This is a genomic window from Acetobacter conturbans (assembly GCF_011516755.1).
GTDB lineage: Bacteria > Pseudomonadota > Alphaproteobacteria > Acetobacterales > Acetobacteraceae > Acetobacter > Acetobacter conturbans.
In genome coordinates, this window is sequence record NZ_WOSY01000002.1 from 67051 (window position 1) to 91529 (window position 24479).

The 24479-nt window shown below is 59.0% G+C and carries 26 protein-coding genes; 16 read left to right on the forward strand and 10 right to left on the reverse strand.

The features are described 5' to 3' along the window. Positions 1–17: 17 nt before the first annotated feature. The 6 genes from GOB81_RS02355 to GOB81_RS02380 all read left to right on the forward strand — a co-directional run bounded on the left by GOB81_RS02355 (position 18) and on the right by GOB81_RS02380 (position 4555). Positions 18–203, forward strand: a complete 186-nt coding sequence (locus GOB81_RS02355; protein WP_173568777.1) for a DUF3553 domain-containing protein — start codon at positions 18–20, stop codon at positions 201–203. 77 nt (positions 204–280) lie between these two features. Then, positions 281–1300: a GTP 3',8-cyclase MoaA gene (moaA, locus tag GOB81_RS02360; RefSeq protein ID WP_173568778.1), complete on the forward strand. Its 1020-nt coding sequence runs from the start codon at positions 281–283 to the stop codon at positions 1298–1300. A 133-nt stretch (positions 1301–1433) separates the two neighbouring features. After that, positions 1434–2219 (forward strand): DNA polymerase beta superfamily protein, encoded by a 786-nt coding sequence (locus GOB81_RS02365; RefSeq protein WP_173568779.1) that lies wholly within the window; start codon positions 1434–1436, stop codon positions 2217–2219. Positions 2220–2270: 51 nt separating this feature from the next. Continuing rightward, positions 2271–2468, forward strand: coding sequence for a DUF4089 domain-containing protein (locus GOB81_RS02370; RefSeq protein ID WP_173568780.1), 198 nt, complete (start codon positions 2271–2273; stop codon positions 2466–2468). Continuing rightward, on the forward strand, positions 2465–3832 hold the full coding sequence (locus GOB81_RS02375) for an AtzE family amidohydrolase (RefSeq protein ID WP_173568781.1): 1368 nt from the start codon (positions 2465–2467) through the stop codon (positions 3830–3832). The genes GOB81_RS02370 and GOB81_RS02375 overlap by 4 nt, the downstream gene beginning before the upstream one ends. A 9-nt stretch (positions 3833–3841) precedes the next feature. Next, a complete protein-coding gene (locus tag GOB81_RS02380) occupies positions 3842–4555 on the forward strand; it encodes a DUF1275 family protein (protein WP_173568782.1) in 714 nt (237 codons plus the stop codon). Between the two features lie 10 nt (positions 4556–4565). Here GOB81_RS02380 and GOB81_RS02385 read toward each other — a convergent pair whose 3' ends face one another. Then, a complete protein-coding gene (locus GOB81_RS02385) occupies positions 4566–4961 on the reverse strand; it encodes a DUF4112 domain-containing protein (RefSeq protein ID WP_242010004.1) in 396 nt (131 codons plus the stop codon). A gap of 141 nt (positions 4962–5102) precedes the next feature. On the opposite strand from GOB81_RS02385, the gene GOB81_RS02390 reads away from it, so the two are divergent. Continuing rightward, complete coding sequence (locus GOB81_RS02390) at positions 5103–5816, forward strand: MarC family protein (RefSeq protein ID WP_173568783.1); 714 nt, start codon at positions 5103–5105, stop codon at positions 5814–5816. Between the two features lie 182 nt (positions 5817–5998). On the opposite strand, the gene GOB81_RS02395 is transcribed toward GOB81_RS02390, so the two are convergent. The 6 genes from GOB81_RS02395 to GOB81_RS02420 form a co-directional block, all read right to left on the reverse strand. Then, positions 5999–6580 carry a uracil-DNA glycosylase family protein gene (locus GOB81_RS02395; protein WP_173568784.1) on the reverse strand — a complete coding sequence of 194 codons (582 nt, stop codon included), beginning with the start codon at positions 6578–6580 and terminating at the stop codon, positions 5999–6001. Beyond that, the gene (locus tag GOB81_RS02400; protein ID WP_173568785.1) at positions 6577–7287 is read right to left on the reverse strand and encodes an NAD-dependent deacylase; all 711 of its coding nucleotides are present in this window, start codon (positions 7285–7287) and stop codon (positions 6577–6579) included. The genes GOB81_RS02395 and GOB81_RS02400 overlap by 4 nt, the downstream gene beginning before the upstream one ends. 62 nt (positions 7288–7349) lie before the next feature. Next, entirely contained in the window at positions 7350–8891 is a 1542-nt protein-coding gene (locus tag GOB81_RS02405) for an ArnT family glycosyltransferase (RefSeq protein WP_173568786.1), read from the reverse strand. 149 nt (positions 8892–9040) lie between these two features. Then, positions 9041–10918: an adenylyl-sulfate kinase gene (gene cysC / locus GOB81_RS02410; RefSeq protein WP_194299767.1), complete on the reverse strand. Its 1878-nt coding sequence runs from the start codon at positions 10916–10918 to the stop codon at positions 9041–9043. Positions 10919–10941: 23 nt separating this feature from the next. Then, positions 10942–11736 carry a sulfate adenylyltransferase subunit CysD gene (gene cysD / locus GOB81_RS02415; protein WP_173568787.1) on the reverse strand — a complete coding sequence of 265 codons (795 nt, stop codon included), beginning with the start codon at positions 11734–11736 and terminating at the stop codon, positions 10942–10944. Positions 11737–11760: 24 nt separating this feature from the next. Then, positions 11761–12447, reverse strand: a complete 687-nt coding sequence (locus GOB81_RS02420) for a phosphoadenylyl-sulfate reductase (protein ID WP_173568788.1) — start codon at positions 12445–12447, stop codon at positions 11761–11763. A 212-nt stretch (positions 12448–12659) separates the two neighbouring features. Here GOB81_RS02420 and GOB81_RS02425 point away from each other — a divergent pair, with 212 nt between their 5' ends. Next, on the forward strand, positions 12660–13265 hold the full coding sequence (locus GOB81_RS02425) for a glutathione S-transferase C-terminal domain-containing protein (protein WP_173568789.1): 606 nt from the start codon (positions 12660–12662) through the stop codon (positions 13263–13265). Between the two features lie 108 nt (positions 13266–13373). Here GOB81_RS02425 and GOB81_RS02430 read toward each other — a convergent pair whose 3' ends face one another. Further along, positions 13374–14261 carry a methyltransferase domain-containing protein gene (locus tag GOB81_RS02430; RefSeq protein WP_173568790.1) on the reverse strand — a complete coding sequence of 296 codons (888 nt, stop codon included), beginning with the start codon at positions 14259–14261 and terminating at the stop codon, positions 13374–13376. Positions 14262–14425: 164 nt separating this feature from the next. Between GOB81_RS02430 and GOB81_RS02435 the strand changes: the two genes are divergently transcribed. From GOB81_RS02435 to GOB81_RS02465, 7 genes are all read left to right on the forward strand, one after another. Continuing rightward, positions 14426–15163, forward strand: a complete 738-nt coding sequence (locus GOB81_RS02435; protein WP_173568971.1) for a double zinc ribbon domain-containing protein — start codon at positions 14426–14428, stop codon at positions 15161–15163. Between the two features lie 151 nt (positions 15164–15314). Beyond that, positions 15315–15575: a glutaredoxin 3 gene (gene grxC / locus GOB81_RS02440; RefSeq protein ID WP_173568791.1), complete on the forward strand. Its 261-nt coding sequence runs from the start codon at positions 15315–15317 to the stop codon at positions 15573–15575. A gap of 8 nt (positions 15576–15583) precedes the next feature. After that, complete coding sequence (locus tag GOB81_RS02445; protein ID WP_173568792.1) at positions 15584–16042, forward strand: DUF1178 family protein; 459 nt, start codon at positions 15584–15586, stop codon at positions 16040–16042. Positions 16043–16097: 55 nt separating this feature from the next. Then, a complete protein-coding gene (locus GOB81_RS02450; protein WP_338421295.1) occupies positions 16098–16646 on the forward strand; it encodes a DUF2147 domain-containing protein in 549 nt (182 codons plus the stop codon). Between the two features lie 133 nt (positions 16647–16779). Beyond that, a complete protein-coding gene (locus GOB81_RS02455; RefSeq protein ID WP_173568793.1) occupies positions 16780–17277 on the forward strand; it encodes a DUF2946 family protein in 498 nt (165 codons plus the stop codon). A 110-nt stretch (positions 17278–17387) separates the two neighbouring features. Then, positions 17388–19598, forward strand: a complete 2211-nt coding sequence (locus GOB81_RS02460; protein ID WP_173568794.1) for a TonB-dependent receptor — start codon at positions 17388–17390, stop codon at positions 19596–19598. Positions 19599–19779: 181 nt separating this feature from the next. Further along, positions 19780–20295: a DUF1543 domain-containing protein gene (locus GOB81_RS02465; RefSeq protein WP_338421296.1), complete on the forward strand. Its 516-nt coding sequence runs from the start codon at positions 19780–19782 to the stop codon at positions 20293–20295. 40 nt (positions 20296–20335) lie between these two features. Here GOB81_RS02465 and GOB81_RS02470 read toward each other — a convergent pair whose 3' ends face one another. Next, entirely contained in the window at positions 20336–20683 is a 348-nt protein-coding gene (locus GOB81_RS02470; RefSeq protein ID WP_173568795.1) for a DUF3147 family protein, read from the reverse strand. 178 nt (positions 20684–20861) lie between these two features. Between GOB81_RS02470 and GOB81_RS02475 the strand changes: the two genes are divergently transcribed. Next, positions 20862–21845 carry a zinc-dependent alcohol dehydrogenase family protein gene (locus GOB81_RS02475; protein WP_173568796.1) on the forward strand — a complete coding sequence of 328 codons (984 nt, stop codon included), beginning with the start codon at positions 20862–20864 and terminating at the stop codon, positions 21843–21845. 25 nt (positions 21846–21870) lie between these two features. On the opposite strand, the gene GOB81_RS02480 is transcribed toward GOB81_RS02475, so the two are convergent. Further along, on the reverse strand, positions 21871–24456 hold the full coding sequence (locus GOB81_RS02480; protein WP_173568797.1) for an HWE histidine kinase domain-containing protein: 2586 nt from the start codon (positions 24454–24456) through the stop codon (positions 21871–21873). Positions 24457–24479: the final 23 nt, after the last annotated feature.

Here is a 24479-nt window from a genome sequence, read left to right on the forward strand (position 1 = left end):
AAGGAAGGAGCGGAGCTGTGCCTGATGACACGTTTCGCTCCTTTCTTGAGCCGGGCCAGTGGGTCCGGCATCCCGATCTTCCGGAATGGGGGATCGGGCAAGTTCAGTCAGCCGTTGCCCACCGCGTGACAGTGAATTTCGAGCATATGGGAAAAGTTGCGCTGGATGCGCGCATCGTCACTTTGACGGTTGTCTCAGGCTGAGACGTCCATAGCACCGCGGAATCAGATGGAATGATGTTTGTCTTTCCAGCCTGTTGCCTCTTCTTTATACAGGACCGATGCAGTCCAGTTTAATCGACTCCAAAGGCAGGCATATTTCCTATCTTCGTGTCTCCGTGACCGATCGATGCGACATGCGCTGTGTCTACTGCATGGCCGAGGACATGGAGTTCCTGCCGCGTCCGGATGTGCTGGATTTCGAGGAACTGGAACATCTGTGTTCCATCTTCATCAAACGCGGTGTCAGACGCATCCGGCTAACAGGCGGTGAACCGCTTGTCCGTCGGGATGTCGATCAGTTTATTACCGCGCTCGGTCGGCGAGTGGACCCCGGCTCGGACGGTCCGGCGCTTGACGAACTGACGCTCACGACCAACGGCAGCCAGCTTGACCGTCATGTCACCATGCTGGTGAACGCCGGTATCCGACGAATCAATGTCAGTCTGGATTCACTCAAACCTGAACGCTTCCTCACCATTACACGCCGCGGCCATTTCGAGCGCGTGCTGTCCGGGATTCTGGCCGCCAGAAAGGCTGGACTGGGCGTGCGGATCAATACCGTCGTCATGAAGGGCGTGAATGATGACGAGATCGACGACCTGGTGCGCTGGTGTGGGGAAATCGGGGCGGATCTCTGCCTGATCGAGACCATGCCGATGGGAGAAACCGGCGAAGACCGAAGGGCGCAGTACCTGTCACTGCATGAAGTCAGGCAGCGGCTCGCGGAAAACTGGACATTCGAAAGTGATGCCACTCATGGAGTGGGCGGTCCGGCACGGTATGTCCGGATTAGGGAAACAGGGCAGCGCATAGGGTTCATCACGCCGCTCAGCCATAATTTCTGCGACTCCTGCAATCGCGTCAGGCTGTCCTGTGACGGCAAGCTCTATACCTGCCTCAGTTCCCGTGGTGCGGTTGATCTCCGGTCCGTCCTGCGTGGTGGTGGCAGCGACAGCGATATTCTCGCTGCCGTGGAGGAGGGGCTTGCGCACAAACCTTTCCGCCACGATTTCCTCATTCCCGACGATGGGGGGGCCGTGCAGGGACCACGCCGCCTCATGAGCGTCACGGGCGGGTAAAATTCCTTTCCCCGGTTGACGTGGTCCGGTGACCTGCGGACAGTGCGCGGGAAAATGCGGCAGGCGAACGGAATTGGTAATTTTTCAATGAATTCCGTGCCTCATGCCGCGTAGCACGAAACCGAGGCCGGAAATGAATGTGAGCAACCGGGTCAGTCCCGTTATTCAGGACATTGTCGAAAGGGCGCTCGAAGAAATCGAGGCATCGCTGGATGCACGCGTCATTCTTGCGATGGATGCCGGGCCGCGCGGAGCGGGGGCGCCGTCAGTCGACAGCCCCTACCAGATCCGTTTTGTCTATGTGCACCGTCTGGACTGGTATCTCGGCCTGACGCCCGGCACGGATCAGATCGAATTACCGGCGTCGGACGCATTTTCCCTTACAGGCTGGGATATTCGACGCCTCGTACGGACAATTCAGGAGTCTCCTCTGCCGGAAACCGGCTGGCTGACAAGCGCATCGGTCTACCGTGCGGATCAGGATCTTCTGGCCCGTCTGGTGGGACTTCAGCGTCGGGCATGGCGGCCAGCGGAAGAACTGGTGGCACAACTGACAAAAGCGGCGAAGGCGACGGGAAGCTGGTCCTTTGGCGACACGCTGACCACCAGCGAGTTTCTGTCAGCTTTGCAGCCCACGCTTGCGGCGCGCTGGATTGCGGATGGCAAAGGACCTCTTCCCTACAATATCCGTGAACTCTACGCCGATCTCGATGACGACCTGAAAACCGAGATCGATCAGATGCTTGAGGCCAAGGGAAAGACACCAGCTTCGGCGGAAGTCCCACCGTCCTCGCGATCACAGATTTTCATGGATACAGAACTTCCACGTCTGCGCGCGCTGCAGATCCCGGCAAGCATTCCTCCCGCAGCCGAGCCATTCAATCGGGTGGTCGCCGATACCATTCGCCGGTTCGGCTGAACGGATCATGGGTGTAGGATAAACAGGGTCGACAGGGAGTTGTGGCAACCAATGGCAAGTGACATTCAGGCTAACGCGGAAACAGCCCAGGAAGTCGCCGCCATGGCGCGCGTGGTGCGTCTGCCCATTCCCGACGCCTGCCTTCCGGGTGTGATCGCCAATACTGAACTCCTGAACAGCTATGTCGATCTCGTTCTCGGTTTCGACCTGCCGGATGATTGCGCTCCTGCATATGAGTACACCCCATGACGCAAACCGCTGTCGCCCTTGCGAACACCGTCAGGTTCGGGTTGCGGTCGGCGAAGGAAGTGGTCGAAAACACCCTCAACATCCTTCAGACCCGCGATCAGACATACCATTGCGTGACAAAGCTGCTGGCTGATCGCGCTCTCAGGATGGCGGAAACACTGGATGCCCGCATTGCGGACGGGACGCCGGTTGGTGCACTGGCCGGGGTTCCGTTCGGCGTGAAAGATCTTTTCGATATCGAGGGTCTAGTCACGACAGCGGGGTCGGTGGTGCTCAAAAACAACCCGCCCGCGAAGCATGATGCTGTGGTTGTACAGCGCCTGATCGCGGCAGGGGCCATTCCGGTCGCCACCCTGAACATGGATGAGTTCGCCTACGGGTTTTCCACTGAAAATGCCCATTACGGCACAACGCGAAATCCGAGAAATCCGGATTGCCTTGCCGGGGGGTCATCCGGTGGTTCGGCGGCGGCAGTCGCTGCCGGTATGCTGCCATTCGCGCTTGGGTCCGATACGAATGGATCGATCCGCGTTCCGGCATCGCTCTGCGGCGTGTGGGGGCTGCGCCCGACACAGGGCCTGCTGCCGTTGACGGGTGTGTATCCGTTCGTGCCCAGTCTGGATACTGTCGGCCCCCTGGCGGGAACGGTGACCGACCTGCAACGCATCTTCGAGGCCATGCAGGGTCATTCTCTCGATGAAGTTGATGATGTCCGTGGGCTCAGGATCGCCCAGCTTGCAGGATGGTTCGCGCAGGATGTCGAACCCTCAATCCTCGACGGCATTGACAGGATCAGGGCGTTTTTCGGCAAGGCCCGGCAGGTTGAACTCGCGGAAGCATCACGGCTGCGAGCGGCAGCTTTCGTGATTTCCGCAAGTGAAGGGGGTGCCCTGCATCTTCCGCGTCTGCGCGCCAGACCGATGGACTATGATCCGGCCACTCGCGATCGGCTGATGGCCGGGGCGATCCTGCCTGCATCTGCTTTCGTGCAGGCACACAGATTGCGAAGCTGGTTCCGAAACGGATTGCATGATCTGTTCCGTGAAGTCGATGTGCTGATCGCGCCCGCCACGGTCGGAGCAGCGCCCCGCATTGATCAGTCAACCATCACGATCGGTGGAAAAAAGGTTTCGGCACGCGCCAATCTGGGACTGTTCACCCAGCCCCTCAGTCTGGGCGGGATGCCGATCCTTTCGATGCCACTGCCGCCTGTCACCACCGGTCCCGGTGCGGGCATGCCGCTTGGCCTGCAACTGATTGCCGCGCCGGGGCGGGAGAATGTTCTGTTCGCGGTCGGGAAGGCGCTGGCTCATGCAGGTCTTGCCGGTTACCCCGTCATGGGTGCGACCGGCGACGCGGGCTGACTTCGTCCAGTGCTCAGGCGAGAGGGACTGGAGCGAAATTTCGCCAACGATTGTGGGCTTGGATTTTCTCTGGCTGCCGTCGCGGGCAGCATCAATGCCGCCGGTTTTCTGGCGGTTGGCTATTACTCAGCCAACATGACAGGAAATGTTTCCACCCTTACGACGGCCCTGCACGCCGGTAAAATAGCTGTCGCGTTGTCATGCGGCGGTCTGGTGCTGGCCTTCGTCAGCGGAGCCATGCTTGCCACGGTGCTGGTGAACATGGGGCGGCGACGTGCCCAGCGCTCCGTCTATGCGTGGAGCATCCTGTCAGAAGCGATCATGCTCGCGGTTCTTGGAGGCTTTGCTCTGGCGGCCCCTATGGAAATGGCCGAACCAGTGCTGGCTTATGGTCTCAGTTTTCTCATGGGATTGCAGAATGCGACTGTCACGCGCATTTCCGCCGCTCGCGTCCGGACAACCCATATGACCGGAATGCTGACCGATGTCGGCATCGAATTCGCTGACTGGCTGGAAGGGCTTTTCTTCCGTCAGGACGAGGAGAAAGCACGGGTCAACCGCGAAAAACTCTTTCTCCATGGCGGTATCGTCATCGCCTTCATGATGGGAGGCATCGGGGGTGCCTTCGCTTACAGCAATGAAGGTGGCTACTTTTTTCTGGTGCTGGCCTCAGTTCTCAGTGCCATAGCCGCACCGGGCCTGCGCCGGAGCGCAGAACCCTGACGGCATGACGTCAGGGACGGTGAGGCATCCCAAAATGGTCTTCCAGCAGGCGCACGTTGCGGAGATTGGCCTTGAAGGCGATATCCGCGATGTCTCCCAGTACCGGGACCACATCCAGAACCCCCTCCACAACAATATTGAATACCATTTGCGCAAGAACATTACGCGGTGCCCGCAACCGCCATGCTTCCCAGACAAAGTACAGTGACACCGCAGCCATCAGCAGCGAGCCGCCGCCCGGCAGAAGCCCCACCACTGAGTCGGCCCCCAGACGAATTTTGGTGCCCGGCAAACGGATGGCCGCATCAAGCAGCCACGCCAGTCGCCGCAATCGCTCAATCCGCTGGAACATATTGGCCGCCGTGGATGAAGGAGGGGCGTTACCGAATGGGATCGATGTATTCATGGATATGACATGGGGATTGGCCAGTTACCCAGCAAGAGGTGGATGGAAAAACCGGTATAATTAGGTAATGATCAGATTCCGACCCGGAATCCCCCGTTCCCGGCACCCGGATGATCTAGCTTTTTCGGAATCCATCCGGCCATGCATCTTCCTACAGCCGTCACCGTTGCCCGTGACAGTTTCCTTCTCGGTTTTCCTGCTCTTTTCTCGATCATCAATCCGCTTGGCGCGGCGATCATCTTTCTCCAGATCACCGGAGACCGCACCCGGGCCGAGCGCGCCGACCTTGCTCGGCTGGTGGGGTTCTACACCCTCGTCCTGCTGATCGGTTCCGTCTGGGTGGGGGGCCTTCTGCTTGGTTTTTTCGGCATCACCATCAATGCCCTGCGCATAGCAGGCGGCCTTTTCGTGGCGCGAGGTGGCTGGATCATGCTGCAAAGCCCGGAAGACACCGAGCAGAAACGTCAGAGTCAGGTCATGACCGATGACGGCACGCCGGTTTCCTCTCCGCACTGGCGGGATGTGGCATTCTTTCCAGTGACGATGCCATTCACCGTCGGGCCGGGAACGATGTCTGTCGCGATCGCTCTCAGCGCGGGAGACAACGGAAAACATTCCCTTGCTTATGAAGGCGGTCTCTCCATTGCGGCCGTGGCCGTCGCCCTGACCGTATGGCTTGCCTACGCTTATGCCGACCGGCTGACGAACATGCTCGGCGTAACGGGCACGCGCATCCTAAGCAGGCTGGCGGCCCTTATCCTCCTTGCCATTGGCGTGCAGATCGTGGCGGCTGGCATCATGGGTTTCACCACGGATTTCCTGCATTCTCTCAAGGAAACGCATGCAGCGAAGTGAGAGGCTGTTTCAAAAGCACTCTACGGAGCCAGAACTCTTTGAATGATCGCCACGATGTGTGTTTTTGAGCATTGAAATTGGAGCCGAGTAACTATGCTGACTGAGAGCACAGAAACATAGGAAGCGCTCTCCGAATCTCCAGACGAGAGCTTTGGAAACCGCCTGCAAGGCTCAGGAAAAATTCATGCAAAGGCGCGGGCAACTTCCTCACGGAGCGCGGGCAGCACCTCTTCGGTGAACCACGGATTGCGTTTTTCCCATGCTCCGGTCCGCCATGAGGGATGCGGCAGGGGGAAATACCGGGGCAGATAGTCCCTGAAATGGGCCACGCGGTCGGAAACGCGACCCGGACCGAGGACATGGTTCTGGGCATACGAACCCACAAGGAGTGTCAGGCGCACATCGGGCAGTTCGGCGAGAACCTGCTCTCTCCACAGCGGCGCGCATTCTGGGCGGGGAGGGCAGTCGCCTCCTTTCGGCAATCGCCCCGGATAACAGAACCCCATCGGGACGAGAGCGACTTTCTGTGTATCGTAAAACGCCTCCCGATCCATGCCGAGCCAGTTGCGCAAGCGGTCGCCGGAAGCATCATTAAAGGAAATGCCGGTCTCGTGGACTTTGGTGCCGGGAGCCTGGCTGGCGATGAGCAGACGTGCCCTTGGGGAGACATGCAGCACAGGGCGCGGACCAAGGGGGAGGTCCGCCGCGCAGGCATTGCAGGCTTTTATGCGCGTGACGAGACGCTCCAGAGACGCATCGCTCATGACAAAAGGGAGCCCAGTTCCCGACTTACAAAGCGGGGGACGACCGTTGTGGCGGGTCCATACGCACCTTCATCGAAATCGCCTGCATTGCCGGACGGGACCAGATTGAGTTCCACCGTGCAGGCATGGCCGGAGACCTGATCGACGAACCCCGCCGCAGGATAAACTGTCGCGGATGTGCCGATTGCCACGAACATATCGCAGCGTTCCAGCGCCAGCAGGATGCGGTCCATATGGAGCGGCATTTCTCCAAACCAGACGACATCCGGGCGCAAGGATCGCTGGCCGCATTCAGGGCAGGCAGTCGCGCGGGTACAGTCGGCTTTCCACTCTGGCGTGGCGGAACAGTTCATGCAGCGCAGGCGAAGAAGTTCGCCATGCATGTGGAGGACATTCCTTGACCCGGCCCGTTCGTGAAGATCGTCTGTATTCTGGGTGACAAGCAGGAAGGCATCATCGTCATTGGAAGCATAGGCGTTTTCCAGTTCGACGAGGGCGCGATGGGCATCATTGGACACCACCTGCGTCAGTTCCTGCCTTCTGCGGTTGTAAAATTCGTCAACCATCTCAGGGTTTCGGGCAAATCCCTCAGGAGTGCAGACATCTTCCAGACTCACCTGAGACCAGATGCCGCCTGCATCCCGAAACGTATCCAGACCTGACTCCCGGCTGATTCCTGCTCCTGTGAGAATGACGATCCTTTTCATTCCACCAGCGCTTTCATGCAGTTGCCGTGACGGGAGTATACCATGCACCCCGCATCAAGGGACTATTGAGCCTTCATGGTCTCTGGAGAAGAGAGGATCGCCTGTCCGGGAGCAGTGTTTCGTTTGAAAACGATGATGATTTCCGAATCCAGTTTGGGATCGTGACGTTTGTGAGTTGGCGGTACATATCGATAGACTTCGTGATAATCCTGTTTCAGTGCGTCATCCAGATAGGTGCGCGCCCGCATGTTTTCAAAGTCCCCTGCGCTTGCATCCGAAACGATATATAACGGTTCACGAGCCAATATCTGACTAAGTTCATGCACTGGATCAATGCCGGTCGCACGATCTTCCACTGCTTCATGAAAATGACCGGGGAAAGGGTGATCGGTCAGAGGGCACCACGATATCGCATCATAGATGGCAATGGGGCCTCTATAGACAAACACACACCCGGGCGGACTGGTCAGGGTTGTTTTGAGTGCTTTGAAGACATGGGCATTCCCCCATTTTCTGATGTGCTGATTGACCTTTTTTTCGCCCATAATCGTGCCGGTGAGAAGCAGGAGGGCCAGCCAGATCTGTCCGGCGCGCCGGTTCCATAGAGGAGCGGTGACGATGGCGAGGGGAGCAAATGTCGGCAGCGCATAATGGCTGTACCAGTCGCCAAATATCGCAACACCGAACCACGCCACGACTGCCCATAGAACCAGAAACCTTGTCTGGACAGACTTTCTGACATCGGGAGAGAGAGTGAGCAAAGCGAGGAGCCCGGTGAACACCAGCGGGATCTGGCGTTTGAGTAGATCCATCATCGCCAGATGGGTTTCTGATGCCGGATGCGGAGCCCTTAGAAAAATAGACTGCACATTGGCGAAAAACCATTCATGGCCGTAGCCTTTGAGCATATAGAAACCAACGACCAGAAGTGTGGGGACGAGCGCGGTTCCCGCCCACAGCAGGCCGTCAGTCACGATGGTTTTTAGTGAACGCCCCGTTCTGCTGTCATGCCACAGCAGAAAAAGCCCCAGAAAAATACCTTCGAAAACGACAGTGTATTTTATCTGCAACGCTATGCCGAACAGCGCCATGGAGCCCAGCCCGACAGATCGTATCCGCTTCCCGCCGTCTTGGGGAATGATGGTGCCAAACAGACAGTGCGCCATCGCGGCGGCGACAAGAAGATTATAGAAAACGGGAGCCTGACCGCCTTCTCCACCGGAAAGATCGAGCCACGCGATATAGATCATCCCGGCGATGACAGCGCCGCCCAGCGGGGCAAACAAGCGCGCCATCTTCACAAGAAGCAGGGACGTGCCCCAGACGCTCAGCAATCCGAAAATCTGGTAGGCCCATATGCGATAAGGACCGAACAGGTGGAAAAAGGCGTAAAGAAGGAACAGGCCGATCGGCTTGCGATCCCAGAGCTGCACAAACGGCAGATCGCCGTGCAGCATGCGTCCACCGACAAAGAGATAGAACTGCTCGTCTATGTGACCCAGCGGATCACCAAAAAGCTGAAACCGGCACAGAACGGCAAAACAGAGCAGGAGGGCGGGTATGAGGAAGCTGGAGCCTTCCTTGCATGAAGTAAGTTTCAACATCGAACGCCTGTCATGTCGCGGCACAACCAGCCGCCATTCCGACCGGTCGTGCCATGCAGACAGGATCAGGGCAAATCGAAAGAGGTAACCGGGTGTAATCGTTTTTGACGCTGAAAAGCCGATTACACCCGGTTATTTTCTCCCTTCTGTCAGATCACGGACAGAATGTGCGTGACCAGTGCGTCCGCATTCTGCTCGGCCGTCGCGCCATCGGCCTTGATGTGCATATCCGGCTTCGTCGGAGCTTCATAAGGTGCACTGATGCCCGTGAAGTTCTCGATCTTGCCATCACGCGCGGCCTTGTAGAGCCCCTTGGAATCACGCTCCTCACATGTGGCGAGGCTCGTATCCACGAACACCTCGTCAAATGCTCCACCGATGATCTTCCGTGCCTGCGCCCGGTCGGTCACCAGCGGTGAGATGAGAGCAACGATCACAACCTGACCAGCCTGCGTCAGGATCTTCGCCACCTCGGCGGCACGACGGACGTTTTCGTGACGATCAGCATCAGTGAAGCCAAGGTCGCTGCACAGCCCCATGCGAAGCGTGTCGCCATCCAGCACGAAAGCATCGATGCCTCGCGCGAACAGCTTCTTCTCCGCCAGACGAGCGATCGTGCTTTTGCCCGCGCCGGAGAGACCGGTCAGCCACACAACACGTGCCTTGTGGCCTTTGGTGCGGGCGCGCTCGGCTTCACCGACCTCGCCACCGGACGGATGGATCGCATGACCGCTCTTCAGGTCAGCCGGTCCGAGCAGCGGCGCACCGCCGACGATCCGCTGATTACGATCGACCAGAACACCACGACCATCGGACGTGCCGGGTGAGAACGTGTCGAACTGGATGGCTTCACCTGCCACCAGCGTCACCTGCGCGAAGCCTTCAGGCCCCACTTCCTCGGCCTGCTGTTCGGTCAGGTCATCCAGCCGCAAGACAGAGTCGATGGAGGCCACCGTGACCTGATGTTCGGCAGTGGAGAGACGCAGACGGAAGCTCTCGCCAACACGCAGGGGTTCCTGACGCAGCCAGAACAGATGCGCCCGGATACGGGCGGTTTTCTCCGGTGCCTGATGCGGCAGGAAAAGCATGTCGCCACGCGCCGGGATCACGTCCGGTTCAAGCACGAGCGAGATGGACTCTCCCGCCTCGGCTTCATTGCGGTCCGTGGCATGCCAGCGGGCAATCTTCGCAACGCGGGCCTTACTGCCCTGCGTGCCGATCTCCACCGTATCGCCTTCACGAATGACGCCGCGCTCAACGCGACCGGCGACATAACGCACATCGTCAAAACGATAGACGTCCTGCACCGGCATGCGGAACGGGAGGGCGGCACGCGTGTTGCCGCTCGGTACGGCAGCCAGAGCCTCGGTAAGGATCGGCCCTGTGTACCAAGGGGAGTGCTCGGAGCGGCTGGCAATGTTGTCGCCGTCACGGGCTGAGGCTGGAACGAACAGGGAAGGCGTCAGTTCAAGCTGAGCCAGCAGTTCGGTCACGGACTTTTCGACGGCACGGATCTTTTGCTCGTCGAAGCCCAGCAGGTCGGCCTTGTTCAGCAGCACGATGATGTGACGAATGCCGATCAGGCGCAGCAGCATCGCGTGGCGACGTGTCTGCTCCTGTGCTCCTTCGTTGGCGTCCACCACCAGAACGGCGGCTTCGGCATCAGCCGCACCCGTGATCATGTTGCGCAGGAACTGGCGGTGGCCAGGCGCATCGACGATCACGAACTGGCGGTTGCCGAGACGGAACGGGATGCGGGTGGAATCAACCGTCACGCCCTGATCGCGCTCGATCTGGAGGCTGTCGAGCAGGAAGCTCCATTCGACCGCCAGACCGCGTTTCTTCGAGGATTCGACAATCTGCGCGACCTTGCCGTCCTGCAGATTGTCGGTGTCATACAGAAGACGGCCGATCAGGGTGGACTTGCCGTGATCCACATGGCCGACAATGACGATCGGCGTGGCAATATCGAGAAGGGCTTCGCGGTCGGCCGGGTCGAGGCGCGCGGCGGTAAGGGTATCGCTCATGATATCGTCTCTATCTCGCTGCCTCAGAGGTAACCGGCGACGCGCAGCCGCTCGAATGCATCTTCGGATTCATGGTCCATGGCGCGACCGGCGCGCTCGGACGTTTTGGTGGTCTCAAGTTCCGCGATGACTTCAGCCACGGTGGAAGCGTTGCTTTCGACCGGGGAGGTGATGTCGGAATCGCCGAGCGAGCGGTAACGCTTGCCCTCTTTGGAGAAATACAGATCCACCAGCGGGATGTTCTCACGCTCGACATAGCGCCAGATGTCGATTTCACGCCATGACAGCAGGGGATGCACGCGGATGTGCATGCCTTCCTCGTGCGGCGTGGCGTACTGGTCCCAGAACTCGGGCGGCTGGTTGCGGATATCCCATTTGTGGGAGGCGCCGCGCGGGCTGAACACGCGCTCTTTCGCACGCGTGCCCTGCTCGTCGCGGCGAATGCCTGCGATAACACCCTGAAGCTTGTTGGCCTCAATCATGTTGGCGAGACCAACCGTCTTGCGGGCTGCCGAACGGGCGGCAGGCGGCAGGGTCGGGTCCATTTCCTCGACTGGCGGGCAGTAGCCGAGCAGCAGGTCGAGGTTCCACTTCTTGGTGTATTCGTCACGGAACGCATACATCTCGGGGAATTTCTTGCCCGTATCGACATGCATCACCGGAAACGGCACGCGGCCCATGAACGCCTTGCGCGCCAGCCAGACCATGACATTGGAATCCTTGCCGAGCGACCACAGCATGGTCAGCGGCTTGAGTTTCCGATACGCCTCGCGGAGAATAAAGACGCTCTGCGCCTCAAGTTGATCGAGATGGTCCATGATTGTGGAAGCCTTTTTCTGCTTTCAGGTCGGACGATGAATGCCGCATTCAACCTTGGCGAGACCGGCCCAGCGTCCGGCTCGTGAATCTTCATTTTCCCCAACCGGCCGCGTGCAGGGTGCACAGCCGATGGAGGGATAACCTTTCGAGGCGAGAGGATGCCGGGGCAGACCGCGGCGGGTCATTTCCGCATCGATTTCCTCCCTCGTCCACTCGGCCAGCGGGTTGATCTTGATCCGCCCTTCGCCATCCGGTTCGACGATTTCCATCCGGTTGCGGGTGGCCGCCTGCGACCGTTTGCGTCCCGTGATTAACGCCGGATAGGGCAGGGAAGCCGCATCAAGCGGTTCCACCTTGCGCATCTTGCAACAGGCATCAGGATCGAATGCCCAGAGTTGCCCCTCGGGATCACGGTCCTGAGTGACTTGCCGTGGGGGCCTGACATCGATCACATCCATGAGACCAAGCGTTCGGGCCAGTTCGTGGCGATATTCGATGGTCTCGGGGAAATGCATCCCGGTATCGAGGAACAGGACCGGAATGGCGGGATCGATTTCAGCTGCAAGAGCGAGCAGAACTGCCGATTCAGCACCAAACGACGACAGCACGGCTACCTGCCCCGGCAGCACGTCGAGCGCTGCCCGGATGATGGCTGTGGCGTCCGTTCCGACTGCCGTGAGGGCATCGACCTGCTGTTTTGTGACACTCATGCCGGGCATACCTGCTTGTTATACGACAAGAAGACGTGGTTTCTCGTGAGCATGTAGTAGATGAAGCGGGCGATATCAAGGCATGTCAGACCCACAGTGAGGGAAAACCGCAATTTATTTTCACTATAATTTACAGTTGAATTTATGGCGTGCCTTTGATCAGGCATGTGCTAGAACGATTAAAGTCGACCGGATACTTTTGGAGACCACTTATGAAGCTCTATTATTCTCCCGGCGCCTGCTCTCTCGCGGCGCATATTGTCCTCAGGGAGGCTGACCTCCCTTATTCGCTGGAAAAGGTCGATCTTGGGACAAAGAAAACCGAAACAGGCGAAGATTATCTGAAGGTCAACGGCCGTGGTGCAGTCCCCGCGCTGGAAATTTCACCGGGCGTCTACATCACGCAAAACCCTGCCATCCTCCAGTATATAGGCGATCATTCCACCATACCGGCATTCAAGCCACCCTATGGTTCCCTTGAGCGGGCCCGTCTTCAGGAAGCACTCGGCTTCTGCGGGGATCTGCATTCGGCAATCGGCGCGCTGTTCGCGTCCGGCCTTACCGGGGAACAGCGTGAAAAGGCCGTGGCGGGCACGGAACGACGGCTGTCACAGCTGGAAGCCATGTTGCCCGACAGCGGCGATTACTGGCTGGCTGACGGTTTTACGCAGGCTGACGCCTATGTGTTCGTGATCCTGTCATGGACGAAGCCACTGAAAATCGACATTTCACGCTATGCCAAAGTGGCCGCGCTGCAAAAGCGTGTGGGAGCACGACCAGCCGTGATCGCCGCGATGACGGAAGAAGGGCTGCTTTAAGCGGCGCACATCAGTCCATGCATGTCCGGGCGCGGCATTGGTTTTTTCGCGTCCGGCCTCTCACGGCTGGCCTGACGTGGAGCGTTTCACGGCCCGGATGAGCGCCTCTCATGCCCTGTCATCCTCTCCCAGCACTTCATGAAATGACGTGGTGAACTGACCGGGAGCCAGAGGCTGGGGTTGCGTGGGGGCGGGGGCCCAGGCACTCATCACCGCAAGGTGCAGCGGAACGGAAAGAATACCTTCCGTATTGGCGCTGCGTTCGCTCAGCCCCTCCAGCGCCGCCGGAAAAAGCGCCTGTGAAGGGATACGCCTGTCACGCAGGGCCACTGCGTTGGTTTCGCCTGCGGCCCGAAGATCCCGCAGCAGCGCAAGACCGGACCGATAGCCGATATCGATTGTCTCCGCATCCACCACAGGCAGGGCGAACCCGGCGCGTTGAAGGAGGGAAGCGCAATCGCGCAGAGTGGGGAAAGGCGACACATGAGGGGAGACGCCCCCTGTGAGGGCGAGCTCCGCCTCCTCGAACGCGGCACGCAGGGGGGCCAGAGTTGGGAGGACGGGAATACTGGCGAGCAGGAGACCGTCCGGCTTCAGGATGCGACGGATCTGGAGCAGCGTGCCCGGCAGATCGTTGACCCAGTGTAGGGAAAGACTGGCGATCACCAGATCGAAACTGCCCTCGGCAAAAGGCAGGGCTTCTTCATCAGCACAGACGACGAGACCGTGCCCTGTGTCCCTGACCTGTTGTGCCATCCCGGGAGAAAGATCGCAGCTGACGGCTTCGATCCCCCGTGCCTTCAGGCCCGCCAGTGTCGCGCCACGGCTGCCGATATCAAGCGCCAGAGGGAAGCTACGGGTCAGGTCGTCGAGTCTGTCCAGAAGCCGGTCAGCCGCTTCCTCCAGCAGGCTGGAAACAAGATCCAGCGTGCGGGTGGCGCGGTCCCGATGCAGCCTGACGGCACGGCGATCAAAAATGGCATGGTGGTGTTCCATCAGGGAATCATGTGCGCCAGTCCGGTCGTTGTGCCAAGAGTAAAGGCAGGTAACGATTGGTGGCGTCCCCGGAGCAGGCCGTGCAGGTGAATGAAGATCAGCCGGCTTTGGATTACGGGCGGATAGGCCGGTTTTTCCGCACGGCCGGACGCTTTGCTTTTGACATGATCTTGCCGCCGACATGCGCGGTCTGCGGCACGGAAGTCGATCAGCCGCGCTCCCTCTGTCCTGCCTGCTTCATGCGGATGCATCCGATCGGAGACCCACGCTGTGACCAGTGTGGCGTGCCATTACCTTCCGCCGCTCATCTCGGGCGCGATGCACGATGCGTATCCTGTGAACTGCACCATCCCGCCTGGTCGAAGGGCCGTGCTGCCTATGTTTACGACACAGGCTCGCGCGACCTGATTCTTGCCCTCAAATATGCCGATCGAACCCAGAACGCCGCCGTGCTTGCCCGTCAGATGGCCCGGGCCGGAAGCGATATTCTTGAAACGGCGGACTGGCTGATTCCGGTGCCGGTTCACTGGCGTCGCCTGATGGAGCGGAAATACAATCAGGCAGCACTTCTGGCGCGGGCCGTTGGAAAGCTGGCCGGTGTGCCGGTCCTCGTGGATGCGCTCCAGAGACCGCATGCCACTTCACGTCTGGCCGGTTTTTCCGCCGTCGAGCGTGCCCGTGAAATGGAAGACGCCATTCGTGTGCGGGCAGCCCGGGCAGCCCTCCTGAGGGGCAGGAATGTGGTTCTGGTGGACGATATCCTCACCACGGGCGCGACCGCGACAGCTTGCACAAAAATGCTGCTGGCAGCAGGCGCGGCGTCCGTGTCGCTGCTGGCCGCCGCGCGGACGGCCCCCGATGCGAACGACGACATCAGCCGCCCGGACACAGAGGAAGACTGAAGGGTTCTTCAGGAGCGAAATATTAGTTTCGGGATGAAGTGAATGTCCCGGGCACCCATATCATCCGTGTGACAGGACAGAAGGACGCGGTATGGTGCAGAGACCCTGATACCTGTTGCACAACAGCTTGCCGGAAAAGTAACGAAACATAATGCCGAATATCGAGATCTATACCCAGCGTGGCTGTCCCTTCTGCATTCGCGCCGTTGCCCTGCTTGAAAAGAAGGGCGTTCCGTTCAGGGAGATCAATGCGCCCCATGGAACGGCTGAGCGTACGGAATCCAGGGAACGTTCGGGTGGAAAAACCACGGTTCCGCAGATTTTCATCGACGGAAAGGGCATCGGCGGATGTGACGATCTCTTTTCCCTTGAGCGGAGTGGCAAACTGGACCCGCTCCTGAAAGCTGGCTGAACGACGCCATGATCCTCTACCAACTCCGGTGTACAGCCGACCACGAATTCGAAGGATGGTTCGGGAACTCCGCTGCATTCGAGGATCAGGCGGCACGGGGGCTTCTGTCCTGTCCTTATTGCGGAACCACGCAGGTTGACCGGGCGCTGATGGCGCCCGCTTTGCGGATGGCAAGCCGTTCCGAAAAAAAGGAACCGGAGCCTTCGGCCGAATCCACGCCGCCCGCACTCCCTCTGGCGGGCATGCCCGATGCGCTTCTGGCTGTGTTGCAGAAGGCGCGGCAGGAGGTGGAAAGCCACTGTGAAAATGTCGGCGAGCAGTTCGCTGACGAGGCCTTGCGCATTCACCGGGGTGACGCGGAAGAGCGTGGTATTTACGGCAGCATGACAGATGACGAGCACGAACGCCTTGAGGAAGAAGGGGTTTCTGTGCAACGGCTTCCGTGGGTGCCACGCGCCGAAGGGTGAGCGCTCAGCGACAGGACCGGCCGCACAGGCCGGAAGAGCCGGAAGGACGAGGTACGTGACCACCAACTCAGTTTCAGCAATGGGTCCCCGACCGGCACGCCATCTGCGCGTCAGGGAAGCGCTGAAGCTTTTAACACTTCCACTGGTTCTGCTGTCGGCTCTCTCCGGTATCCCCCGCGCTCAGGCAGAAGACACTCCGTCCGCTGATATTCCGGCAAGTGCGCCGGTTTATGGGATGTGGCTGAGCGAAAAACATGATGGCATTTTTCGTATCGCCCCCTGCGGCAATGCCGTGTGCGGCACGCTTATCGGGCTGTCTTATGGTCCCGGCGAACCCATGCCGACGGCGAAGGATGGGCGGTCGGAATGCAATCTCGTTATGCTGACCGGGTTTCGCCCCCTTGAGGATGATCCCGGACGCTGGGGAGGCAAGATTCTCGATCCTGATGCGGGGAATCTCTACCATGCCCAGATCTGGTCACCCCAGCCTGATATCCTCAAGCTGCGGGGGTATATTCTGGTTCCTGTATTCGGGGAGACCCAGACATGGAGCCGCTATAGAGGGACGATTGGTCCCAACTGCCGGATGCCGCCCAACCTCTGAAACCGAAGCTTAACGCTTCATCACGAAATATTGCGTGTGGGTGGACGAAGTCGGTTCATGCGACTAGTCCATGCTTCACGAGTTTGTCAGTTTGATGGTCTCGAAAGATGGGGGCAGGCTTTTTGCACTTCTGATGAAGGGAATAGGTTCTGTTGCGACACGACCGTTCATCGGTCGCTGGCTCATTGTCGCGCTCACATTCATCGGATTTCTGGGGCAGGTCGCGCTTCAGGGCCTGACGGCTCCTGACGAGTCTCCCCGCGCCGCCATTCTGCGTCTGACGGGCATCGACATCAGTCCGACCGTCGCCCCTTCAGCACATGCCGCGACCCATGACATGAAATCCATGCCGATGGATCATGGCATGGAAGCAGGACCGCAGCATGCCATGCCGGTCCACGCGCAGCCAGGCGGAAAAGACAGCCTCCCCAAAACGGGCCACCATCACGATGCGGACTGCCCTCTCTGTCCGTTACTGCTGATCTTCGGCATTCTTCTCGGCAGTGCTACGTTTTTGCCCGCCATCAGCACGGCATGGTTGTCTATGCGGCGCATTCTGGCGCAACCGCGGGCGCCTCCTGCTTTCACGCTGGCACTTCCACCGGCGACAGGACCTCCTCTCCTTTTCTGAACCCGCTTTCTCATCGTCGCAGCCAGACCTGCCGAACGGATGCTTTCGCGCATTCGGAAAGAGGTGACGGCTGCGGCTGACCGTAAGTTCAGTCCCGGGATTATCCTGTCATGCCCGCGCCCAGTCGCAAGCACGCCCTGCTGTGCTCTGTCTTCACACTTGGTTTTATCGTCAGTTCCACGTCTCCCGTCAGGGCGGCTTCGTTCGATCTGACGAAGGAAGACCATCTGGCCAACAGCCAGAAAGGCACACCGGCCCAATCAGCCGCTGCCCCGCTTTCTGCCGCAAAATCCAGTCCGGCCAAGGACGGAATAGCGTTTCATGCCGATGAAAATATCGTGGTGAATGCACTCAGGCTTTCAGACCGCCACAGCCCCGATACTACCTCCCTGTTTCGTCACAGTCTCGGCTTCAGTTCCTATTCGGCCGGTGGTGTGTCGGCGCTTCCCGTTCTGAACGGCATGGCTGACGATCGCGTCGCCACCATTGTTGACGGCATGCGTATTGCATCAGCCTGCCCCAATCACATGAACCCGGCGCTGTCCTACATCGATCCGGATTCCGTCTCGAAGGCGGAAGCCATCGCCGGTATCACGCCGGTCAGCGTGGGCGGCGACAGCACAGGGGGCAGCATCATTGTTGAACGCCGTGATCCGCTGTTCGCCGAGCATGGCAAGCTTCTGGTGACGGGGCATGTCCGTGGTGATTATCGCAGCAACGGCGGTGGATCCGGCGCGTCCGGCACCCTCACCGTCGCCAATGATACATGGAGCCTGCGCTATACGGGCTCCTATGCGCACGCGAGCAACTACAGGACTGGGGGTGAAAACAGGCAGGTGCGCTCGACCAGCTATCTCACCTTCAACCATGCCGTCACGGCGGGTTTCCACAAGGATAATCACCTCGTGGCTGTCACGTTCGGGCAGCAGGATATTCCGTATGAGGGGTTTGCGAACCAGTACATGGACATGACCAACAATCGCTCGACCTATGTGAACGGCAAGTACAAGGGCGATTTCGACTGGGGTGTTCTGGAGGCTCGCGCTTACTGGCAGCGCGTCGATCATGCGATGAACATGATGAACGACAAGGGTGGGCATACGGCGACGACCGGCATGCCGATGAACACGGACTCACGGTCCGTCGGATACACCCTCAAGGCCACGATCCGGCTGACCCCGAAGCACACGCTCACGCTGGGGAGCGAGTTCGATCACAATGGCCTCAACGACTGGTGGCCCCCGCTTTCCGGCAGCATGATGATGGGACCGAACACGTTCCATAACATCAACAACGGTCATCGCGACCGGCTCGGCCATTATGCCGAGTGGAATGCTCAGTGGTTACCGCGTCTGTCCACCCTGCTCGGGTTCCGCAGCGACATCATCATGATGAATACAGGGACAGTCTCGCCTTATTCATGGACCAGCATGATGTCGATGGCGGATGCGATGGCGGCACAGCGGTTCAATGCCGCCTCACGGGGCCGGACCGACACCAATTTCGACGTGACGGCGATGGCCCGCTGGCGTCCTCTGGATAGCCTGTCGATCGAAGGCGGCTATGCCCGCAAGACGCGCTCCCCCAACCTTTACGAGCGCTACTCGTGGGCGCAGGGCACTATGGCGACCAGCATGATCGGCTGGTTCGGGGATGGAAACGGCTATGTCGGTAATCTCAATCTGACGCCCGAAGTGGCCAATACGGCCAGCTTCACCATCACATGGCATGACCCGACGGATGATGCCTGGGAAATCAAGGTGCAGCCCTATTACACCTACACCCACAACTACATTAACGTCGTGAGGATCGGGTCCTTTTCCAACGGACTGTCAAAGCTCCAGTTCGTCAATCACAACGCCCAGAGCTACGGCATCAATTCATCCGCCCGGGCACGTTTGTGGAAGACTGATGCTTACGGCACCGGCGAAATACGCGCGAACCTCAACTGGGTACGCGGGCAGGATTTGCAGAACCATTCCAGCCTGTACCACCAGATGCCGACCAACGGCACGGTCGGTCTGTACGAGACGTATCAGAACTGGACGGGACGGGCGGAAGTCACACTGGTCAAGAGCAAGGATACAGTTGACTGGGTGCGCAACGAGCCGCGGACACCGGGTTATGCCCTGCTCGGCATCGGCGGCAGCTATCGCTGGCGCAATTTCCTGCTGGACGCCAGCATCGAGAATATCTGCAACCAGAAATACTATCTTCCCCTTGGAGGCATGTCGCTTGGCGATTACGACGCAACGGGCATCCTCGGTCCGCTGCCCGGTATGGGACGCTCCTTCAATGTCAGCCTGACAGCTTCTTTCTGAAGGCGAGGCACGCACCGGGTTTGCCCCTTATGTGTAAGGGCCGACCTGTAGACGGAGGATCGTGATTTCCTCCGTCACTGCCGATTTCCTTCGGGAGCGGCGGCGACAACGGCACCACCTTGTCAAGCGAGCCAGTCCGCCCATACCTTTTGCGACGAGGTGGCGTGAAAGGGAGTTCAGGGTGGAGAAGGACGATCGAATGAAGCTGTTCGTGTTCTATCTCGGCGGATCAGCTCCGGGCGCAAACATCGAAGTCCATGACGTCCAGTTTGCGATTGCGGAACGACCGGAAGATGCTCATCAATCGCTGGTCGCGCGATGGTTCGGAACGCGGAAATCCGTGCATATTGACGCATATGGCACGGTGTTCTGGGCCGATGGCTTCGCTATTACCGTGAGCCGGGAAAAGCCGGTCTCAGGCAAGCATCTCTACTTCCTCAACATGGGTGGATATGAGAAAGGCATGCTGAGAGAGGAGCACGAGTTTACTTTTCTTGTTGCCGATACAGCGAAAGAGGCAAAAGCCAAAGCGAAGGACATCTTGTTACCGGGTCGGGTGCACCGTCACAAAGATAACTTCATGGAAGTCGATGACTGCATTCCTTTGGAGCAGATCGATGGTCTCTATATTCACCTGACACCTTGTGAAACGGGCTCACCTGTCGTCGCCTCGTGGCAGGGGTACCAGCCAATCTGAGTCTGATGATCTGTGGAGATATGCGCTGGCGGTCACGCGACTACAGTGCATATCCCATCCACCTCAGAATCCCCATTGTGGCAAGATACAGCACAAAGGTCAGGCAGCACCCTCCCAGCAAAGCGGGATAAAACGCCACGCCCTGTTTCATCGCCCACGGGATGAGGAGGAACATGGGCAGGGACGGCAGCACATACCAGAACGTGGCAAAGACATGCGCCTGCATGCGTTCCGCGTCATGCGTTTCCTGCCATAGCCATAACATGCCAAAAATCGAGACGAGCGGCAGGGAGGCGATCAGCGCCCCGGCCGCTGGATAGCGTTTGGCCACCGAGGACGCGAGAGCGATCATCAGGCCTGAGAGAATGACTTTTACCAGAAAAAACATCGAAGGCCGCTCGCTTAGTGTTCCTCTCGGTATGCCATTTTACCATGATTGCACAGTCATCCCGGCTGCCCCTGAATAAAGGCATGGCCTGCCTGCGCGAAATCAATGCGAAATCCCCAAGGTTTCCATAAAGTACGTGCCATAACCTGTTTTTGGTCATGTGACTTGGGAGACGACGATGTTCGCGATGCAGTTGAGCAAGCCCCGCACGCCGCTCGAATGGGTCGAACTCCCAGATCCGCAACCCGGTCCGGGACAGATCCGCGTGAAAGTCGGTGCATGCGGGGTCTGTCGCACGGATCTTCATGTCGTGGACGGGGATCTCACCCACCCAGCGCTGCCGATCGTTCCCGGCCATGAGATCGTGGGGCGTGTCGATGCCATCGGGGCAGGCGTGACCGATCTCAAGATCGGGGAGCGGGTGGGCATTCCCTGGCTGGGCCACACCTGTGGCCATTGCCTCTATTGCGACGAGGGAAAAGAGAACCTCTGCGATCACCCGCTGTTCACAGGCTACACCCGCAACGGCGGCTACGCGACGATGACCGTTGCCGATGCACATTATGCATTTCCGATGGGCGAAGAGGGGGACGATGTTTCGCTCGCACCGCTGCTGTGTGCTGGCCTCATCGGATGGCGCTCACTTTCTCACGCTGGAAACGGCAAGAAGGTGGGTCTGTATGGGTTTGGGGCTGCCGCTCACATCATCGCACAGGTGCTGCGCTGGCAGGGCAGGGAGGTCTATGCCTTCACCACGCCCGGTGACACGAAGACTCAGGAATTTGCCCGGTCTCTCGGTGCAAAATGGGCTGGCGGGTCCGATGAGATGCCGCCCGAACTTCTTGATGCGGCCATCATTTTCGCGCCGGTTGGTCCTCTGCTGCCAGCGGCTCTGAAAGTTGTGCGCAAGGGGTGTCGCGTGGTGTGTGCGGGTATCCACATGAGCGAGATTCCGGCTTTTTCCTACGATATTCTTTGGGGAGAACGCGAAATCGTCTCGATCGCCAATCTCACGCGGCAGGATGGGATAGAGTTTTTGTCCCTGGCTCCGAAAATCGGCATCAAGACAACCACCACGACCTATCCGCTGAAGAAGGCCAATGAAGCGCTGGATGATCTCCGGCACGGCCGTTTCGATGGCGCGGCCGTGCTGGTGCCGTAAGGTCTCGTCCGCAAGCAGTGTTCGCTCAGGGGAGCACCGCTTTTAGCGCCCGTATCATGGCTGTCGATGAATAAGGCTTCTGCACAACCGGGATATCGTGGAATTCCTTCGGGATCATGGTGTGATTGGCGTACCCGGTTGTGAAAATGAAGGGAATACCCTGCTTTTTTAGCAGAACAGCCACTTCCAGTGCATTTTCATCTCCGAGATTGATATCGAGGATGGCCGCGTCCGGAGCCCGGCTTTCGATCAGTTCAAGAGCCTCGCACACCGATGCGGCCGAACACACGCTACCCACGCCATGTTCGAGAAGTGTATCCTCGGCTTCCATCGCGATCAGCACCTGATCCTCGACAATCAGCACTTCCATTTCCTGAAGGGTCTCGGCATTTCCATGCGTGCCGGTGGGACGTTCTGTTTCCGGAGACTGGGCAATATGCCAGTGTGTACGACCAGAATCCTTCACTTCACGGACGTGTCGGGCAGGCAGCGTCAGATAAATCACGATGCCTTCAGGGCGGAACTCCCGGCGGGCAGCCCCTCCCAGTTCATGCTTCAGCGCCCGATCCAGAAGAATGGTGCCAAATCCTGAACGTATCGGTTCCTGGACGGCTGGCCCTTCGGTCTCCATCCATGTCAGTTTCCAGGTCTGGGAATCCTCATCAAAATACCAGTGGATATCCAGATGCCCCTTGTCGGCGGACAACGCGCCGTATTTCGCCGCGTTCGTCGCCAGTTCGTGGAAAAGCAATGTCATGATCGACAAGGCCTTCCCCGACATCCACAGATCCGGGCCGGAGATGGTGATGGTCACGGTGGGGGTGGCGTAAGGCGCGAGTTCGGCTTGCAGAAGGGCGGAAAGACGACCGCCTGCATTCGCGCCGATGATCTGATCATGAGCCGTCGCCAGCGCGCCGATCCGGTCCCGCAACCTGCGGAGACCGTCCTGCGGGTCGCTTTCGTCTGAAATCGAACGGCTGACGACCGACTGGACCACCGAGAGGATGTTTTTCACACGATGCGTCAGCTCATCATTGAGGAGACGCTGTTGCGCTTCGGCTTCAGCACGTTGTTCCAGCTGGATCTGACGATAGATCCCCGTCGCCTCGATGAGCGCAGACCTCAGTTCTTCCGCAGCTTCCTCGTTTTCAATGGTCCATGCGCCGGAGCAGTTGTGCATCTGTTCCTGACAGAAACCGCTTTCGCCACACCGGACATCCACCCCTTCGCCCGGGCGCGGGGCACGGTTGACGATCCACATTTTTTCCTTCCGGAAAAGATAAAGATAGTCGCCCGGCTGCACGGTCAGAGGAATGACCATGAGGCCCGCAATACCGGGAAAACGAGAGACCAGCGCAGGAGCATCCTCGGCAAGCGAGACCGTGCTCCATATCTGCGTCATGTCGCCCGCGCATGATTGTGACCATCTCACCAGAGCCTCCAGCGCTTCTTCCGAAAACGGGAGACCGTGACTTCCGTAACCGCCCTCCATGAAGACGGCGATACCATCACATTCCACGAGAGACGCCAGCTCGCCGATGTGGGCGCGGATGTAGCTTGGGATATCACCGCTGAAGGTGGTGCCGAGCTGGATAAACTCTTGAATGAGCGTGTGCGCCCGGTGGGTCATCTGCAGGCGATTCAGGCGCACGACCGCCGATATCTGCAATGCCACATATTCCCCGAGCATTTTCGCAACAGCGCGTTCGTCCATCGGGATGTTTTTGGGCGAATAATGGCGGCAGACGATCATTCCCCACAGGGCGCCATCCACGACGAGAGACAGCAGCAGGGAGGCATGGATACCGCAATCCTGCAGATAGGCACGGCCTGTCGGCGATACCGCCCGCAACATGACGAGAGAAAGATCAAATGCCGGAAGATCCGGCATCGACAGGACAGGCTCAGGGGAGGCGCCCACGTCCTCGATCACCCGGACGAGCGAGCGGCGATAGACACCCCGGACGGCGAGGGGCAAATCCTCGGGGGCCATGAACTGGCCTGCAAGGCTGCTCAGGTTGGCCCGACAATCATCCGCGACCACTTCCGCCATGCCATTGGGCGCAAACCGGTAAAGCATCACATGGTCGTAGCCGGTCATCGACCGTAACTGCACCACCGCTTCATTGCACAGCACCTGAAAATCCGTTTTCTCGCGCAGGCTATCGATGGCACTCCGCAAGAGGCAAATCAGTTCACCATTGAGTCCCAGAGGACTTTGGGGCGTGCATTCAACAACGAGATCCTGACCGGCAATATGTACCGCCACATCGCAGGTGATCTGGGATTCCCCCATACGAAAACCAAAAAGCAGGCAGGGGCGTCCTGTGGTCAGGCTTTCTCTGGTTGCTCTGAGAATGGCTTCTGCGGCGTTGGCGCCCACGCAGCTTTCGAGTGACACTCCGAATGGAATATCCTGTGGTGCAAAGAACCGGGAAGCGTTGGCCGACTGACGCTGGAGCAGGAGCGTCTCCGCGTCGAACGCCAGAAGGCAGCCTTGCGGCTGGATGAGGCCGCTCCTGGGGATGGAGGAAACCCCGGTCTGGACGCCATCGGCCAGGACGCTATTCCCAAACGGTTTTACAGCTCTGTTGCCGCGATCAGCGTCCATCGATCATGTCCGGTAAGGCTTCC

Bases quoted from the DNA above. Each gene is read 5' to 3' on its own strand.
- moaA (WP_173568778.1), top strand. From the start codon at position 281: ATGCAGTCCAGTTTAATCGACTCCAAAGGCAGGCATATTTCCTATCTT.
- GOB81_RS02365 (WP_173568779.1), top strand. From the start codon at position 1,434: ATGAATGTGAGCAACCGGGTCAGTCCCGTTATTCAGGACATTGTCGAA.
- GOB81_RS02370 (WP_173568780.1), top strand. From the start codon at position 2,271: ATGGCAAGTGACATTCAGGCTAACGCGGAAACAGCCCAGGAAGTCGCC.
- GOB81_RS02375 (WP_173568781.1), top strand. From the start codon at position 2,465: ATGACGCAAACCGCTGTCGCCCTTGCGAACACCGTCAGGTTCGGGTTG.
- GOB81_RS02385 (WP_242010004.1), bottom strand. From the start codon at position 4,961: ATGAATACATCGATCCCATTCGGTAACGCCCCTCCTTCATCCACGGCG.
- GOB81_RS02390 (WP_173568783.1), top strand. From the start codon at position 5,103: ATGCATCTTCCTACAGCCGTCACCGTTGCCCGTGACAGTTTCCTTCTC.
- GOB81_RS02395 (WP_173568784.1), bottom strand. From the start codon at position 6,580: ATGAGCGATGCGTCTCTGGAGCGTCTCGTCACGCGCATAAAAGCCTGC.
- GOB81_RS02400 (WP_173568785.1), bottom strand. From the start codon at position 7,287: ATGAAAAGGATCGTCATTCTCACAGGAGCAGGAATCAGCCGGGAGTCA.
- GOB81_RS02405 (WP_173568786.1), bottom strand. From the start codon at position 8,891: ATGTTGAAACTTACTTCATGCAAGGAAGGCTCCAGCTTCCTCATACCC.
- cysC (WP_194299767.1), bottom strand. From the start codon at position 10,918: ATGAGCGATACCCTTACCGCCGCGCGCCTCGACCCGGCCGACCGCGAA.
- cysD (WP_173568787.1), bottom strand. From the start codon at position 11,736: ATGGACCATCTCGATCAACTTGAGGCGCAGAGCGTCTTTATTCTCCGC.
- GOB81_RS02420 (WP_173568788.1), bottom strand. From the start codon at position 12,447: ATGAGTGTCACAAAACAGCAGGTCGATGCCCTCACGGCAGTCGGAACG.
- GOB81_RS02425 (WP_173568789.1), top strand. From the start codon at position 12,660: ATGAAGCTCTATTATTCTCCCGGCGCCTGCTCTCTCGCGGCGCATATT.
- GOB81_RS02430 (WP_173568790.1), bottom strand. From the start codon at position 14,261: ATGGAACACCACCATGCCATTTTTGATCGCCGTGCCGTCAGGCTGCAT.
- GOB81_RS02435 (WP_173568971.1), top strand. From the start codon at position 14,426: ATGATCTTGCCGCCGACATGCGCGGTCTGCGGCACGGAAGTCGATCAG.
- grxC (WP_173568791.1), top strand. From the start codon at position 15,315: ATGCCGAATATCGAGATCTATACCCAGCGTGGCTGTCCCTTCTGCATT.
- GOB81_RS02445 (WP_173568792.1), top strand. From the start codon at position 15,584: ATGATCCTCTACCAACTCCGGTGTACAGCCGACCACGAATTCGAAGGA.
- GOB81_RS02455 (WP_173568793.1), top strand. From the start codon at position 16,780: ATGAAGGGAATAGGTTCTGTTGCGACACGACCGTTCATCGGTCGCTGG.
- GOB81_RS02460 (WP_173568794.1), top strand. From the start codon at position 17,388: ATGCCCGCGCCCAGTCGCAAGCACGCCCTGCTGTGCTCTGTCTTCACA.
- GOB81_RS02470 (WP_173568795.1), bottom strand. From the start codon at position 20,683: ATGTTTTTTCTGGTAAAAGTCATTCTCTCAGGCCTGATGATCGCTCTC.
- GOB81_RS02475 (WP_173568796.1), top strand. From the start codon at position 20,862: ATGTTCGCGATGCAGTTGAGCAAGCCCCGCACGCCGCTCGAATGGGTC.
- GOB81_RS02480 (WP_173568797.1), bottom strand. From the start codon at position 24,456: ATGGACGCTGATCGCGGCAACAGAGCTGTAAAACCGTTTGGGAATAGC.